Raw genomic sequence first — 14,866 nt, 5'->3', positions numbered from 1 at the left:
CGGCCACGGCTCAGCGCAGGATGCCCTCCAGGAAGTCGCTGCCGAGCCGTGCCACCAGGGTCAGGTTCAGCTGGTGCAGCACGTACCGGCCGCGCCGCCGCGTGGTGACCAGGCCGGCCTTCTTCAGCACCGCGAGATGCCGGGAGACCTCGGGCGCCGTGATGCCGTGCGTGTCGGCGAGTTCACCGGTCGTGTGCGCGGATCGGGCGAGGTGGCGGCACAGGCGCATCCGCATCGGGTGGGCCAGCGCCTCCATGCGCAGTTGGAGCAGTTCCACGGAGGCGGGGGAGGGCAGCTCGGGGTGGTGCACCGGGTAATGGATCACCGGACGCCAGCCCGGCGCGTGCAGCAGATTCAGGTGCGGCCAGCCGAAGGTGGACGGGATGAGGGTGAGCCCGGGGCCCACGGCGGGGTCGGCCGCGTCGGTCCGGCCCTCGGTCAGCTTGTCGGCGCTGATCCGGGTCCCGGCCTCGTCGAGCGACAGGGCCGGGGACACCGCGCCCACCGCCTCGCCGAGCCCCTTGCGCCGCAGCAGATCCGTCTTGTGCCGGGCGTCGGCGACCAGCTGGACCTGCACCCGCCGCCAGGTGTCGGCGAAGAACGCCTGGTCGCAGTCCTCGAACAGGCGCCGGATCCAGCGGCGTACGGAGATGGGGTCGGCCAGCAGTTGCTTGGTGAACTCCACCTGGTGCGGGCCGCGCGTCGCCGCCATGTCCAGGGCGCGGGCGCGCATCGTGGCGTCGCTGAGCGGCGAGGGTGCTCCCGTCCCGTACAGGCTGTGGCAGGTGAATTCCAGGGCGGCGGAGACGAACCGTTCGTCGTCGAGCCGGTCGAGGATGTCCAGGTCCTCGGCGAGATTCGCTCCCGTCCTGCCGTTGCCGCCACGGACCCCGGCGAACGGCATGAAGACGTCCGAGAACGTGTGGCGCCACAGGAAGTCGGCCTCGTGCAGCCGGTCGGCGAGATCGGGCTCCAGCGCGCTGGCGGTCGCCGTCGCCCAGCCGTGCAGGCCCGGGTGGTGCCCCGGCTCGGAGAGGGCGTGCAGGGCCAGCCCCAGCTCGGCGAGGGGGGAGGTCTCGAAAACGATGCGCTCGGGCGCCAGCCCCGCGATGTCGATGTGCACGCTCACCCCTCCATAGTGCGGGGTGCGCGCAGCAGGCCACGCGCCGTTTGACGGTGGTCGTCAATCGACGGGCCGGGTCGGCCGGGACAGGCTCACGCTGAGGCCATGGACGCCATTCAGCAGCACATGATCGACAGCTACCGCGCAGCTCAGCACGGGGAACTGCCGCCCCCACTGCCGGGTCGGCACGACTGGGGGGTGGTGCGCGAGGCACGCGACCGGCGCCGCTTCGACGCGGTGATCGCGGGCCGCCCGGCGCGCCGCCGCTGGCGGACGGCGCTACGGGCCCTGTTCACCCGACGCCACCGCACCGCCCGGCCCGGCGTCCCCAGCCGATGCGGCAACTCCAGCCCGTCCGGTGTGTGAGGACGGAACCGTCCGGGCGGAACTCCGGGGGCACGTGTCCGGCACCCCCCGGCCGGCCCGGCCAACCCCCGCTAAGCCCAATACCAAGCCAGCCGCTTCACGAACTCCCCCACCGCCGCCCGTACATCCCCCGCCGTCCACTCCAGCCCTTCCCGTCCCACTGTGACCTCGGTGAACGACACTCCGGGCGGTCCGGCAGCTGCGGGGTGCCAGACGCGGAAGAGCGCCACGCCCGTCTCCTCCGCCTGCCGCACCGACGCCTCCGCCAGGACTTCCGCCTCGTACGGCAGCCACACCTGGAACTGGTGCGTGTGCGGCGGCTCCGGATGCACCCGGAACCACCCGACGCCCGCCGCCGAGAAGCCCTCGGCCATCGCCCCGGCCACCACCTTCGCCTGTGCCACGTACGACGGCAGCTGCGGCAGCTCCTGCTCCAGGCCGATCAGGGCGGCGAGTGCCGCAGGGAACTGCTGGAAGAGCTGCCCGCCGTACCGGTGACGCCAGGTGCGGGCCTCCTCGATCAGCGACTCGGGACCGGCCAGCGCGGCCCCGGAGATTCCGCCGAGGGTCTTGTAGAACGACACGTACACACTGTCCGCGAGCGCCGCGATCTCCGACAGCTCCCGCCCGAAATGGGGGGCGCACTCCCACAGTCGCGCGCCGTCGAAGTGCACCACTGCATCGCGTTCCCGCGCGGACGCCACCACGGCCTCCAGCTCCTCCCATGCCGGCAGGACGAAACCGGCATCGCGCAACGGCAGCTCCAGCATCATCGTGCCGAACGGCTCGGCGAAGTCACGGATCTCCTGCGCCGTGGGCAGCCGGGGCTCGGATGTCGGATGGACGGTACGCAGCCCGCTCACCGCCCCGAGCGCGCCGCGCTCGTGCACCTCGGGGTGCGCCAGGGGATGCAGCGCCACCGTGGAATTGCCGGTCCGCCCGGCCCAGCACCGCAGCGCGACCTGCTGGGCCATCGTCCCCGTCGGGAAGAACGCGGCGGCCTCCATGCCCAGCAGCCCCGCGATGCGCCCCTCCAGCTCGGCGACGACGCCATCGCCGTAGATGTCCACCGGGAGGTCCGGATCGGTGACCGATCCGGCCCCCGCCGCAAGCGCGGCCAGCCGTTCACCGAGCGAGCGGTACACGGGCGGCGTGATCAGGACCCGCTCGGCCGCGCGCCAGGCATTTGTCCTGCGCAGCCGCTGCGCGTCCTCCTTCGACTGCGCGTCCTCCTTCGACTGCACGTCCTCCTTCGACCGCTCCGGCTCCTGAGCGTCGCTCCGCGCCCCGTCCTGCGCCTGCTGCTGTCGTGCCTGCTCGTCCGTTTCTGCCATGTCTGTCATGGGACGATCATCACGCAGAGCGCAGCTCGGGCCCGAACGATTTCCGGGTTCACCCGGGCCTCGGGCCGCGCCCCCGCCCAGACTTTTCCCACAGGCTGTGGACAGCCAGGAGTCAGGACGAAACGCTGGCGTAGCATGCAGAGAAATCGTCCGGTACCCCCCGCGGACTGGAACGGAAGGCCACCGCCGCGTGAATGCAACAGCCCCCAAGGAGCCCCTCGACGCGAGGGACCGCCCCGCCCGCCTCACGGTCGGCGTCGTGGGCGCGGGCCGCGTCGGCCCCGCTCTCGCCGCGTCCCTGCAGCTCGCCGGGCATCGGCCGGTAGCCGTGTCGGGCGTCTCCGACGCGTCCGTGCGCAGGGCTGCCGCCCTGCTCCCCGACGTACCGCTGGTGCCGCCCGCCGAAGTCCTCGCACGCGCCGAGCTGGTGCTGCTGACCGTTCCCGACGACGCCCTGCCCGGCCTGGTCGAGGGCCTCGCCGAGACCGGCGCCGTGCGGCCGGGGCAGCTGATCGTCCACACATCGGGGCGTTACGGGACGAAGGTGCTGGACCCGGCTCTGCGGGCCGGCGCCCTGCCGCTCGCCCTGCACCCGGCGATGACGTTCACCGGCACCTCGGTCGACGTCCAGCGGCTGGCCGGCTGCTCCTTCGGCGTGACCGCCCCCGAGGAACTGCGACTCGCGGCCGAGGCGCTGGTCATCGAGATGGGCGGCGAGCCCGAATGGATCGCGGAGGAGTCCCGCCCGCTCTACCACGCGGCGCTCGCCCTCGGCGCGAACCACCTGGTCACCCTGGTCGCCCAGTCGATGGAGCTGTTGCGTACGGCCGGGGTCGCCGCCCCCGACCGGATGCTCGGCCCGCTCCTGGGCGCCGCGCTCGACAACGCCCTGCGCTCCGGCGATGCCGCGCTGACCGGCCCCGTGGCCCGCGGCGACGCCGGCACGGTCGCCGCGCACATCGGCGAGCTGCGCAGGCACGCTCCGCAGGCCGTGGCCGGCTATGTCGCGATGGCCCGCGCCACCGCCGACCGTGCACTCGCCCACGGCATGCTCAAGCCGGAGCTGGCCGAGGACCTGCTCGGAGTCCTGGCCGACGGCGCCGGCACCACGGGCGGCACCGGATCACAGGAGTCCCGATGACAAACAGGACCGGCAGGACCGGCAGGCCCGGCGCGTCCGGTACGTCCCACACCGCCGCCCCGCCCCGCACACCCGGCACCGCCCCCGCGGCCACCCTTCTCCGTACGGCCGCCGAACTCGCCGCGTTCGCCCCCCTCAAGGGGCAGCGGGCTGTCGTCATGACCATGGGCGCCCTGCACGAGGGCCACGCCACCCTGATCCGTACCGCACGTGCGGCCGCGGGCACGGACGGCCAGGTCGTCGTCACCGTCTTCGTCAACCCGCTCCAGTTCGGCGAGGCCGCCGACCTGGAGCGTTACCCCCGTACCCTCGACGCCGATCTCGCCGTGGCCGGCGCCGCCGGGGCGGACGCGGTCTTCGCACCGTCCGTCGACGAGGTCTACCCCGGCGGCGAACCGCAGGTCCGGATCTCGGCGGGCCCCATGGGCGAGCGGCTCGAAGGCGTCTCCCGCCCCGGGCACTTCGACGGGATGCTCACCGTCGTCGCCAAGATGCTGCACCTCACCCGCCCCGATGCCGCGTTCTTCGGGCAGAAGGACGCCCAGCAGCTGGCACTGATCCATCGCATGGTGCGCGATCTGAACTTCCCCGTGGAGATCGTCGGCGTGGAGACGGTCCGCGAACCGGACGGCCTCGCGCTCTCCAGCCGCAACCGCTTCCTGGACGCCGAGGAACGGCACACCGCCCTCGCCCTGTCCCGGGCCCTGTTCGCCGCGCGGGACAGGCTCGCCGCCCAGCAGGCGCTGCACGCCCGCGCGCAGACCACCGCGGCGACCACCGGCAGGGCCGCCGCGCTCACCGCGCTCGGTGAGACCCGGGCGGCCGCCGACACCCAGGCGGTGGCGCTGGCCCGCCCCGTGGACGGACCCGCGGCGGTACGCGCCGCGGCGCAGTTGATCCTCGACGACGCGGCCGCCGAACAGCCGCCGCTCGCCCTGGACTACCTCGCGCTCGTGGACCCGGCCGACTTCACCGAGATCCCCGACGACCGCACCACCGGTGACGCGATCCTCGCCATCGCCGCGAAGGTCGGCAAGACCCGCCTCATCGACAACATCCCGCTGACCTTCGGAGCCACCACGTGACCGGAATACGGCTGACCGCCCCCGCCCCCGGCTGGTCCATCGACGCCGACGTCGTGGTGGTCGGCTCCGGCGTGGCCGGTCTCACCACCGCGCTGCGCTGCGCAGCCGCGGGCCTTGCCACCGTCGTGGTCACCAAGGCCCGACTCGACGACGGCTCCACCCGCTGGGCGCAGGGCGGCATCGCGGCTGCCCTAGGCGACGGCGACACCCCCGAGCAGCATCTGGACGACACCCTGGTCGCGGGCGCGGGCCTGTGCGACGAGGCCGCGGTACGGACCCTGGTCACCGAGGGCCCCGACGCCGTGCGCCGGCTGATCGATACCGGCGCCCACTTCGACACCACGGACAGCGGCGACATCGCGCTGGCCCGCGAGGGCGGCCACCACCGCCGCCGTATCGCCCACGCGGGCGGTGACGCGACGGGTGCCGAGATCTCCCGCGCCCTGGTCGAAGCGGTCCGCGAAGCCGCCCTGCACACCGTCGAGAACGCCCTGGTCCTGGACCTCCTGACGGATGCCGAAGGCCGTACGGCGGGCGTCACCCTGCACGTCATGGGCGAGGGCCAGCACGACGGTGTCGGCGCGGTCCGCGCCCCCGCGGTGGTCCTCGCCACCGGCGGCATGGGCCAGGTCTTCTCCGCCACCACCAACCCGGCGGTCTCCACGGGCGACGGCGTGGCCCTGGCGCTGCGGGCCGGTGCGGAGGTCTCCGACCTCGAATTCGTCCAGTTCCACCCGACGGTCCTCTTCCTCGGCGCCGGCTCCGAGGGCCAGCAGCCCCTGGTGTCGGAGGCGGTACGGGGCGAGGGCGCCCATCTCGTCGACGCGTCCGGTACGCGCTTCATGGCCGGGCAGCACGAACTGGCGGAACTGGCCCCGCGCGACATCGTCGCCAAGGCCATCACGCGCCAGATGCAGCTGCACGGCACCGAGCACATGTATCTCGACGCCCGCCACTTCGGCGCCCGGATGTGGGAACAGCGCTTCCCCACCATCCTGGCGGCCTGCCGCGCCCACGGCATCGACCCGGTCACCGAACCCGTCCCGGTCGCCCCCGCCGCGCACTACGCCTCCGGCGGCATCCGCACCGACCTGCGGGGACGTACGACCGTGCCCGGCCTGTACGCCTGCGGCGAGGTCGCCTGCACCGGCGTGCACGGCGCGAACCGGCTGGCGTCCAACTCCCTCCTGGAGGGCCTCGTCTTCGCCGAGCGCATCGCGGCGGACATCGTCGAGGACCGGCCCAGCGCGGGCGCCGCGACCACCGGCACCCTTCCCGCCCCCTCGCCGCTGCTCGCCCCCGAGGCACGCGCCACGATCCAGCGGATCATGACCCGGGGCGCCGGAGTCCTCCGCTCCGCCGAGAGCCTGGCCGCCGCCGCCGAGGAGCTGGAGGCCCTGCACAACAGCGCCGCCGAGGCCGCCGGGGCTGCCGAGCCCAAGGTCGCGGTGCCCGGTGTCGAGGCGTGGGAGGCCACCAACCTGCTCCTCGTCTCACGCGTCCTGGTCGCCGCCGCCCGCCGGCGCGAGGAGACCCGCGGCTGCCACTGGCGCGAGGACCGGCCCGAGCGCGACGACGAGAACTGGCGCCGCCACCTCGTCGTCCGGCTCACCCCGGAGCGTCAACCGGTCCTCCGTCGGACGGAGACCGAGGCATTCGGGCCCGTACGCCCGACGCAGGCACCAGACTGCGCAGCAGCAGCACCACTGATTCACCCCGCCGATGTCACCGAGGAGCCGTAACCGTGAGCACGCCCGAAGAGAATCCGCGCCCCACACCCGTGGACGTACCGCTGATCCAGATCGGCGCGCCCGCACCGTCCGCGGGCGGCTGCGGGGACGGCTGCGGCTGCGGCGGGGACGAGTTCTACGAGCTCGACCCCCTGGAGTGCGGCCTCGACCCCGACCTCGCCCAGCTCCTCGCCGACGCGGGCCTGGACCCGGTCCAGGTCGAGGACGTCGCGCACGTCGCCATCGAGGAGGACCTCGACGGCGGTGTCGACGTCACCACCGTCGCGACCGTTTCCGAGGACGCCGTGGCCACCGGCGACTTCACCGCCCGTGAGGCGGGCGTCGTGGCCGGTCTGCGCGTCGCCGAGGCCGTTCTGTCGATCGTCTGCACGGACGAGTTCGCGGTCGAGCGCCATGTCGAGGACGGCGACCGCGTCGCCCCCGGCCAGAAGCTGCTGACCGTCACCACCCGCACCCGTGACCTGCTCACCGGCGAGCGCAGCGCGCTCAACCTGCTGTGCAGGCTCTCCGGCATCGCGACCGCCACCCGTGCCTGGGCCGATGTGCTCGAAGGCACGAAGGCCAAGGTCCGCGACACCCGCAAGACCACCCCGGGCCTGCGCGCCATGGAGAAGTACGCGGTGCGCTGCGGCGGCGGTGTCAACCACCGCATGTCGCTGTCGGACGCGGCGCTGGTCAAGGACAACCACGTCGTCGCGGCGGGCGGCGTGGCCGAAGCCTTCAAGCGCGTACACGATGAGTTCCCGGACGTACCGATCGAGGTCGAGGTCGACACCCTGCAGCAGGTCCGAGAGGTCCTCGACGCGGGCGCCGACCTGATCCTGCTGGACAACTTCACCCCGCTGCAGACGGCCGAGGCGGTTGCCCTGGTCGGCGGCCGCGCGGTCCTGGAGTCCTCCGGCCGGCTCTCCCTCGACACCGCACGCGCCTACGCGGAAGCGGGCGTCGACTACCTGGCGGTCGGCGCGCTCACCCACTCCTCGCCGATCCTCGACATCGGCCTGGACTTCCGCGACACCGACGGGGCCGGCGTCTGATGCTGCTCACCATCGACGTCGGCAACACCCACACCGTCCTCGGCCTGTTCGACGGTGAGGAGATCGTCGAGCACTGGCGGATCTCCACCGACGCCCGCCGCACCGCGGACGAGCTCGCGGTGCTGCTCCAGGGCCTGATGGGCATGCACCCGCTGCTCGGCGAGGAACTGGGCGACGGCATCGAGGGCATCGCGATCTGTTCCACGGTCCCGGCCGTCCTGCACGAGCTGCGCGAGGTGACCCGCCGTTACTACGGCGACGTCCCCGCGGTCCTCGTAGAGCCGGGCATCAAGACCGGGGTGCCGATCCTGATGGACAACCCGAAGGAGGTCGGCGCGGACCGCATCATCAACGCGGTCGCCGCCGTCGACCTGTACGGCGGTCCGGCGATCGTCGTCGACTTCGGCACGGCCACCACCTTCGACGCGGTCTCCGCCCGCGGCGAGTACACCGGCGGTGTCATCGCCCCCGGCATCGAGATCTCGGTCGAGGCACTGGGCGTCAAGGGTGCCCAGCTCCGCAAGATCGAGCTGGCCCGGCCGCGCAGCGTGATCGGCAAGAACACGGTCGAGGCGATGCAGTCGGGCATCATCTACGGCTTCGCGGGCCAGGTCGACGGTGTTGTCGCACGGATGAAGAAGGAGCTGGCGGCCGACCCCGACGACGTCACCGTCATCGCGACGGGCGGCCTTGCGCCGATGGTGTTGGGCGAGTCCTCCGTCATCGACGAGCACGAGCCCTGGCTCACCCTCATCGGTCTGCGTCTGGTGTACGAGCGGAACGTGTCCCGGATGTAGCGGGTGCGGGGCGTACCTGCGGGAACGGTTCGGCGGAACGGGGGCCGCCGCCGCGCCGTCAACGGCCAGTTAAGCCGATTTTGTCCATTTAGCACGTATTGTCGCGTCATGCCCACGCCTTACGGATCACGCGGCGGTATGGCGTTCAGCGCGGACGAGCTGCGTGTGCTCCGACGCGCCCTCGCCATCGCCCTTCACCCCACGCCCCTGCCCGACGAGGACGTCCAGGACTGCCTGCGGCTGGCAGGCGCCGTGGACGAGGCGGTCGGCGAGGCGGGACGGCTGCGCACGTTCCTCCTCGCCGACCTCGTCCGCTACCGCGACGCCCTCCCCGGCTCCGTCAGCGGCTATCTGGAGCTTCTCCAGGACGCCCTGGCGGGCGGATACGACCCCCGTCCCGATGACCTCGCCGCGCTGCGCGCCCTGCGCCACAGACCCGTGGCCGCCGCGCTACTGGAGCGCTGCCAGGCGCTCGCGGAGCGATCGGTACGGGCCCGCCTCGCCGGACGTTCCGCACCGTCGGCGGCCCCCGCACCCCGCAGCCGGCTCCTTGCCCTGCCCGGCGGCCGGGTCGCCGACGCCGAACCCGAACGGCCGAAGACCCCGGCGGCCCCGCCCCGGCCGGCCCCGCCGTCCGAGCGCCCGGCGCCGAAGCCCTCGGAGGTCTTCCCGCCCCGCCGTCCGGTCCCGCCACCGCAGCAGTGGGCCGCGGGATAGCCGCGCCGCAACGCGGAGGGGGCGCGCGGAAGTCGGTGCCGGCCTCGCTACTCTGGATGCCATGGACTACGTATCCGCGCTCGTGCCCCCCGTGGTGATGGCCGCCTTCTTCATCGGCCTCGTCGTGACGATCGTCAAGAGCCAGGGCGGTCCCAACAAGGCCAAGGAGGACGCGGCCGTGGACATGGCGATCAGCCGCGCCGATTCGGTCCAGCAGACGCCGCGTACCGACGGCGTCTGACTTCCCCGGACCTCGCAGCACGTGAAGGGCGCACGACTTGTCAAGAGTCGTGCGCCCTTTCGCTGCGTAAATAGCCGAGCATTCCCGGCATCTGGCACTAAAGTGACATTGTGCCCCGCCAATTGGGAGATCTGGAAGACGCCGTGATGACACGGGTCTGGCAATGGAACCGTCCGGTCACCGTGCGGGAAGTCCTTGAGGACCTTCAGCAGGAACGCTCCATCGCCTACACCACCGTCATGACGGTAATGGACAATCTCCATCAGAAGGGCTGGGTGCGCAGGGAAGTCGACGGCCGCGCATATCGATATACGGCGGTCTCCACCCGCGCCGCCTACTCGGCCGCACTGATGAACGAAGCATGGTCGCACAGTGACAACCCCGCCGCCGCTCTCGTCGCCTTCTTCGGCATGATGTCCGCCGAGCAGCGCGAGGCCCTCAAGGACGCCATGCGGATCGTTCTGCCCAACCTGCTGGGGGCCGCCGAGCTGCCGTCCGATGAAGCGGCGGATGAAGCGACCCGTGAAGAGGTCGATGAACCGACTGATGAACCTGCCGGAGAAGCGACCGAAGATCCGGCCGATGACGCGGACACGGAGACCGGGCGATAGCGTCTGGGTATGTCCTCAGAGCTTCCGCATACCGATTTCCGTACCGAACCGTCGGTTATAAACGTGGCCATCACAGTCCGCCGTGCCAGGACCAGCGATGTGGCATCGGTCCGCCGTCTCCTCGACGGGTACGTACGCGAAGGCATCCTGCTCGACAAAGCAACGGTGACGCTTTACGAGGACATCCAGGAGTTCTGGATCGCAGAACGCGACGAGGACGCCCGGGTCATCGGCTGCGGTGCACTGCATGTGATGTGGGAAGACCTCGCCGAAGTGCGTACTCTCGCGGTCGATCACAGCATCAGGGGCGCCGGAGTCGGGCATCAAGTACTGGACAAGTTGTTGCAGACCGCCCGTTGGCTGGGCGTACGGCGGGTTTTCTGTCTCACCTTCGAAGTCGACTTCTTCGCGAAGCACGGCTTCGTGGAGATCGGTGAGACACCGGTCGACGGAGATGTCTACAGCGAGCTGCTGCGTTCCTATGACGAGGGTGTAGCAGAGTTCCTGGGTCTCGAACGAGTGAAGCCGAACACCTTGGGCAACAGTCGGATGCTTCTGCACCTGTGACCGCCACAAGAAGCCGTAGCCCTATGTCCGAATCGCGCATGTTTCCCGTCTTCTCGGGATCCTGAACCTCTCCCGGGGGTTTGTGTTTTCCGGGGAAAAGCGGTTTCCTTTCCGCGTACTGCATTTTCGATGAAAGGAAATCCGGTGGCACAGAAGGTTCAGGTCCTTCTTGTCGATGACCTCGACGGTGGCGAGGCGGACGAGACAGTCACGTTCGCTCTGGATGGCAAGACGTACGAGATTGACCTCACCACGAGCAACGCGGACAAGCTCCGTGGTCTTCTTGAGCCGTACACCAAGGGTGGCCGGCGTACGGGTGGCCGTGCAGCGGCCGGCCGTGGCAAGGGCCGTGCCGTTACGGGTGGCAACAAGGACACCGCGGAGATCCGTAAGTGGGCGCGCGAGAACGGCCACAATGTGAATGACCGCGGCCGTGTTCCCGCGGAGATCCGTGAGGCTTACGAGAAGGCCAACGGCTGAGCTGTCGACTCATCGGTCGACCGCCCCGTTCGGGCGCGCATCAACCGGACCCGGTGGCATTCCGTCGCCACCGCGTCCACGAGCCGTACGAGATCGGGAGCATCCCCACCCCTGCTCCCGAGGCCGACGAGGGCCGGGAACTCCGGTTCTCCATCGTGCCGCAGCCCGGGGGGCCGCAGCCATGCGGCGGCCCCCGACCGGCCCGCCACCCGGCCGGGCGGCGTCGGCGCAGTGATCCGACCGCCCGTACCGATGGCGGTCAGCGAGAGGGCGACCCCGCCCCACTCCAGCCAGTCGAGCAGCCCCGGCAGCTCGTCGGCGCTTCCCGCTGCCACCAGCAGGCTCATCCGCGAGCCCGTCAGCGCCACAGGTCCGGTGCGGCCCACCCGCCGCAGCGCCGCATGGCCGGCGGCCGCAGGCACCTCCAGGACGTCGAACCGCAGTCCGGTCAGCAACCGCACCGGTGTGGTGCCCTCCGTTGCCCAGCCGAGCTCGCGCTCGTACCACTGCGCCCACCGTGCGCACTCGGTGTGGCCCTCCCGCTCGTCGGCGAGCGACAGCAGGGTGGACGGGACGGTGATGGCCATGCCGGGAGAACGGCCGAGTCACCCCAGGGGTTACGCAGAGTCTGCAGTCGAGTGCTCAGTGTGTCCGAGTTGGGGGCGTAGGGACGTATTCGGGAGCGCGAAGATGTTCGCCCGTAGCGGAGGGAACCGGCGTGCGCCGCATGGACTGTCTGTAATTGCGGGTAAGACATCCCTAGTGGGAAGGGGCGACACGCAGGCTCGGGCATCTCACGTTCGCCATCGGCGTACTGGTGAAAGGGGTATCTGCCTGGCCTGCGGGAACATCGTCTCGCACCATCGGGTTGGAGCAGATGTCGGCGTTCGGGGCAGGAGGCCAAGGACGGTGTCGGCAGTTGGAATGAGCGGTCCCCGCTTGCGGGACTAAGCTGCGGAAGGACAGGGAGGGGACCGACCCCTTACTGCCTGACCGCTCTGAGGAGCGATTAACGATGTTCGAGAGGTTCACCGACCGCGCGCGGCGGGTTGTCGTCCTGGCTCAGGAAGAAGCCCGGATGCTCAACCACAACTACATCGGCACCGAGCACATCCTCCTGGGCCTTATCCACGAGGGTGAGGGTGTCGCCGCTAAGGCCCTGGAGAGCCTCGGGATTTCGCTCGAGGCGGTCCGCCAGCAGGTGGAGGAGATCATCGGCCAGGGCCAGCAGGCCCCGTCCGGGCACATCCCCTTCACGCCCCGGGCCAAGAAGGTCCTGGAGCTGTCGCTCCGCGAGGCCCTCCAGCTCGGCCACAACTACATCGGCACCGAGCACATCCTGCTCGGCCTGATCCGCGAGGGCGAGGGCGTCGCAGCCCAGGTCCTCGTGAAGCTGGGCGCCGACCTGAACCGGGTGCGGCAGCAGGTCATCCAGCTGCTCTCCGGCTACTCGGGTGGCAAGGAGGCGGCGACCGCGGGCGGCCCCGCGGAAGGCACGCCCTCCACGTCCCTGGTGCTCGACCAGTTCGGCCGGAATCTCACCCAGGCCGCTCGCGAATCCAAGCTCGACCCGGTCATCGGGCGCGAGAAGGAGATCGAGCGGGTCATGCAGGTGCTGTCCCGCCGTACCAAGAACAACCCGGTTCTCATCGGCGAGCCCGGCGTCGGCAAGACGGCGGTCGTCGAAGGACTGGCGCAGGCCATCGTCAAGGGCGAGGTGCCCGAGACCCTCAAGGACAAGCACCTCTACACCCTCGACCTCGGTGCGCTGGTCGCCGGCTCCCGCTACCGCGGTGACTTCGAGGAGCGCCTGAAGAAGGTCCTCAAGGAGATCCGCACCCGCGGCGACATCATCCTGTTCATCGACGAGCTCCACACCCTGGTGGGTGCGGGCGCCGCCGAGGGCGCGATCGACGCCGCCAGCATCCTCAAGCCCATGCTGGCCCGCGGCGAGCTGCAGACCATCGGTGCCACGACGCTCGACGAGTACCGCAAGCACCTGGAGAAGGACGCCGCTCTCGAGCGCCGCTTCCAGCCCATCCAGGTCGCGGAGCCGTCGCTGCCGCACACCATCGAGATCCTCAAGGGCCTGCGCGACCGCTACGAGGCCCACCACCGCGTCTCCATCACGGACGAGGCGCTGGTCCAGGCCGCGACGCTGGCCGACCGGTACATCTCGGACCGCTTCCTGCCGGACAAGGCGATCGACCTGATCGACGAGGCCGGTTCCCGGATGCGCATCCGCCGGATGACCGCGCCGCCGGACCTCCGCGAGTTCGACGAGAAGATCGCGGGCGTCCGCCGCGACAAGGAGTCCGCGATCGACTCGCAGGACTTCGAGAAGGCCGCGTCCCTGCGTGACAAGGAGAAGCAGCTTCTCGCCGCGAAGACCAAGCGCGAGAAGGAATGGAAGGCCGGCGACATGGACGTCGTGGCCGAGGTCGACGGCGAGCTGATCGCCGAAGTCCTGGCCACCGCGACCGGTATTCCGGTCTTCAAGCTGACGGAGGAGGAGTCCTCCCGTCTGCTGCGCATGGAGGACGAGCTCCACAAGCGCGTCATCGGCCAGAAGGACGCCATCAAGGCCCTCTCGCAGGCGATCCGCCGTACGCGAGCCGGTCTGAAGGACCCGAAGCGCCCCGGTGGCTCGTTCATCTTCGCCGGCCCGTCCGGTGTCGGTAAGACGGAGCTCTCCAAGACGCTCGCCGAATTCCTCTTCGGCGACGAGGACGCGCTGATCGCTCTCGACATGTCGGAGTTCAGCGAGAAGCACACGGTTTCCCGCCTCTTCGGTTCTCCCCCCGGCTACGTGGGTTACGAAGAGGGCGGTCAGCTCACCGAGAAGGTGCGCCGCAAGCCGTTCTCCGTCGTCCTCTTCGACGAGGTCGAGAAGGCCCACCCCGATATCTTCAATTCCCTGCTCCAGATTCTGGAAGACGGTCGCCTGACCGACTCCCAGGGCCGGGTCGTGGACTTCAAGAACACGGTCATCATCATGACGACCAACCTCGGGACCCGGGACATCTCGAAGGGCTTCAACCTGGGCTTCGCCGCCCAGGGTGACGTCAAGACGAACTACGAGCGGATGAAGGTCAAGGTCAACGAAGAGCTCAAGCAGCACTTCCGGCCCGAGTTCCTCAACCGTGTCGACGACACGGTCGTCTTCCACCAGCTCACCGAGGAAGACATCATCCAGATCGTCGACCTCATGCTGGCCAAGGTGGACGAGCGCCTGAAGGACCGCGACATGGGCATCGAGCTGAGCTCGGAAGCCAAGTCGCTCCTGGCGAAGAAGGGCTACGACCCCGTGATGGGCGCCCGGCCGCTGCGCCGGACGATCCAGCGCGAGATCGAGGACATCCTCTCCGAGAAGATCCTCTTCGGTGAGCTGCGCCCCGGTCACATCGTGGTCGTCGGCACCGAGGGCGAGGGTGAGGAGAAGAAGTTCACCTTCCGCGGCGAGGAGAAGTCGGCTCTGCCCGACGTCCCCCCGATCGAGCAGGCGGCAGGCGGCGCGGGCCCGAACATGTCGAAGGACGTGTAAGGACGCCCCCGAGCGCCTGAGCATCCGAAGGGGCTGCCCCGGAACCGTGAGAACGGTCCGGGG

Annotated in this window: 15 protein-coding genes; 12 read left to right on the top strand and 3 right to left on the bottom strand. The window is 70.5% G+C overall.

What is annotated here, in order from left to right; all coding sequences use genetic code 11:
* Window positions 1–10: 10 nt before the first annotated feature.
* Entirely contained in the window at window positions 11–1,123 is a 1,113-nt protein-coding gene (locus ACFVYE_RS20520; protein ID WP_383958535.1) for a DUF5937 family protein, read from the bottom strand.
* A 105-nt stretch (window positions 1,124–1,228) separates the two neighbouring features.
* Here ACFVYE_RS20520 and ACFVYE_RS20515 point away from each other — a divergent pair, with 105 nt between their 5' ends.
* Window positions 1,229–1,489 (top strand): hypothetical protein, encoded by a 261-nt coding sequence (locus tag ACFVYE_RS20515; RefSeq protein ID WP_383958380.1) that lies wholly within the window; start codon window positions 1,229–1,231, stop codon window positions 1,487–1,489.
* Between the two features lie 71 nt (window positions 1,490–1,560).
* Here ACFVYE_RS20515 and ACFVYE_RS20510 read toward each other — a convergent pair whose 3' ends face one another.
* Entirely contained in the window at window positions 1,561–2,823 is a 1,263-nt protein-coding gene (locus tag ACFVYE_RS20510; RefSeq protein WP_389606803.1) for a threonine aldolase family protein, read from the bottom strand.
* 199 nt (window positions 2,824–3,022) lie between these two features.
* Between ACFVYE_RS20510 and ACFVYE_RS20505 the strand changes: the two genes are divergently transcribed.
* From ACFVYE_RS20505 to ACFVYE_RS20460, 10 genes are all read left to right on the top strand, one after another.
* On the top strand, window positions 3,023–3,973 hold the full coding sequence (locus ACFVYE_RS20505; protein ID WP_383958378.1) for a Rossmann-like and DUF2520 domain-containing protein: 951 nt from the start codon (window positions 3,023–3,025) through the stop codon (window positions 3,971–3,973).
* Window positions 3,970–5,058, top strand: a complete 1,089-nt coding sequence (gene panC, locus ACFVYE_RS20500) for a pantoate--beta-alanine ligase (RefSeq protein WP_389606737.1) — start codon at window positions 3,970–3,972, stop codon at window positions 5,056–5,058. The genes ACFVYE_RS20505 and panC overlap by 4 nt, the downstream gene beginning before the upstream one ends.
* Complete coding sequence (locus ACFVYE_RS20495) at window positions 5,055–6,800, top strand: L-aspartate oxidase (protein WP_389606735.1); 1,746 nt, start codon at window positions 5,055–5,057, stop codon at window positions 6,798–6,800. The genes panC and ACFVYE_RS20495 overlap by 4 nt, the downstream gene beginning before the upstream one ends.
* Before the next feature lie 2 nt (window positions 6,801–6,802).
* Window positions 6,803–7,846 (top strand): carboxylating nicotinate-nucleotide diphosphorylase, encoded by a 1,044-nt coding sequence (nadC, locus tag ACFVYE_RS20490; protein WP_389606733.1) that lies wholly within the window; start codon window positions 6,803–6,805, stop codon window positions 7,844–7,846.
* Window positions 7,846–8,643 (top strand): type III pantothenate kinase, encoded by a 798-nt coding sequence (locus ACFVYE_RS20485; RefSeq protein WP_114245204.1) that lies wholly within the window; start codon window positions 7,846–7,848, stop codon window positions 8,641–8,643. Before nadC ends, ACFVYE_RS20485 begins: the two co-directional genes overlap by 1 nt.
* Before the next feature lie 138 nt (window positions 8,644–8,781).
* A complete protein-coding gene (locus ACFVYE_RS20480) occupies window positions 8,782–9,360 on the top strand; it encodes a hypothetical protein (protein WP_383958531.1) in 579 nt (192 codons plus the stop codon).
* Between the two features lie 61 nt (window positions 9,361–9,421).
* Window positions 9,422–9,601 carry a hypothetical protein gene (locus ACFVYE_RS20475; RefSeq protein WP_383958369.1) on the top strand — a complete coding sequence of 60 codons (180 nt, stop codon included), beginning with the start codon at window positions 9,422–9,424 and terminating at the stop codon, window positions 9,599–9,601.
* 110 nt (window positions 9,602–9,711) lie between these two features.
* On the top strand, window positions 9,712–10,212 hold the full coding sequence (locus ACFVYE_RS20470; RefSeq protein ID WP_383958367.1) for a BlaI/MecI/CopY family transcriptional regulator: 501 nt from the start codon (window positions 9,712–9,714) through the stop codon (window positions 10,210–10,212).
* 9 nt (window positions 10,213–10,221) lie between these two features.
* The gene (locus ACFVYE_RS20465; protein WP_327274511.1) at window positions 10,222–10,779 is read left to right on the top strand and encodes an amino-acid N-acetyltransferase; all 558 of its coding nucleotides are present in this window, start codon (window positions 10,222–10,224) and stop codon (window positions 10,777–10,779) included.
* 144 nt (window positions 10,780–10,923) lie between these two features.
* Window positions 10,924–11,259, top strand: a complete 336-nt coding sequence (locus ACFVYE_RS20460) for an Lsr2 family protein (RefSeq protein ID WP_093894032.1) — start codon at window positions 10,924–10,926, stop codon at window positions 11,257–11,259.
* Here the strand turns inward: ACFVYE_RS20460 and ACFVYE_RS20455 are convergent.
* Window positions 11,238–11,846 (bottom strand): SCO3374 family protein, encoded by a 609-nt coding sequence (locus ACFVYE_RS20455; RefSeq protein WP_383958365.1) that lies wholly within the window; start codon window positions 11,844–11,846, stop codon window positions 11,238–11,240. The genes ACFVYE_RS20460 and ACFVYE_RS20455 overlap by 22 nt on opposite strands.
* Before the next feature lie 428 nt (window positions 11,847–12,274).
* Here ACFVYE_RS20455 and ACFVYE_RS20450 point away from each other — a divergent pair, with 428 nt between their 5' ends.
* On the top strand, window positions 12,275–14,803 hold the full coding sequence (locus ACFVYE_RS20450) for an ATP-dependent Clp protease ATP-binding subunit (RefSeq protein WP_327368166.1): 2,529 nt from the start codon (window positions 12,275–12,277) through the stop codon (window positions 14,801–14,803).
* The last annotated feature ends 63 nt before the right edge of the window (window positions 14,804–14,866 follow it).

The organism is Streptomyces sp. NPDC058239 (assembly GCF_042882185.1).
Classification (GTDB): domain Bacteria; phylum Actinomycetota; class Actinomycetes; order Streptomycetales; family Streptomycetaceae; genus Streptomyces.
Note: the sequence above shows the minus strand (reverse complement) of the source record. Positions and strands in the feature narration are given on the sequence as shown.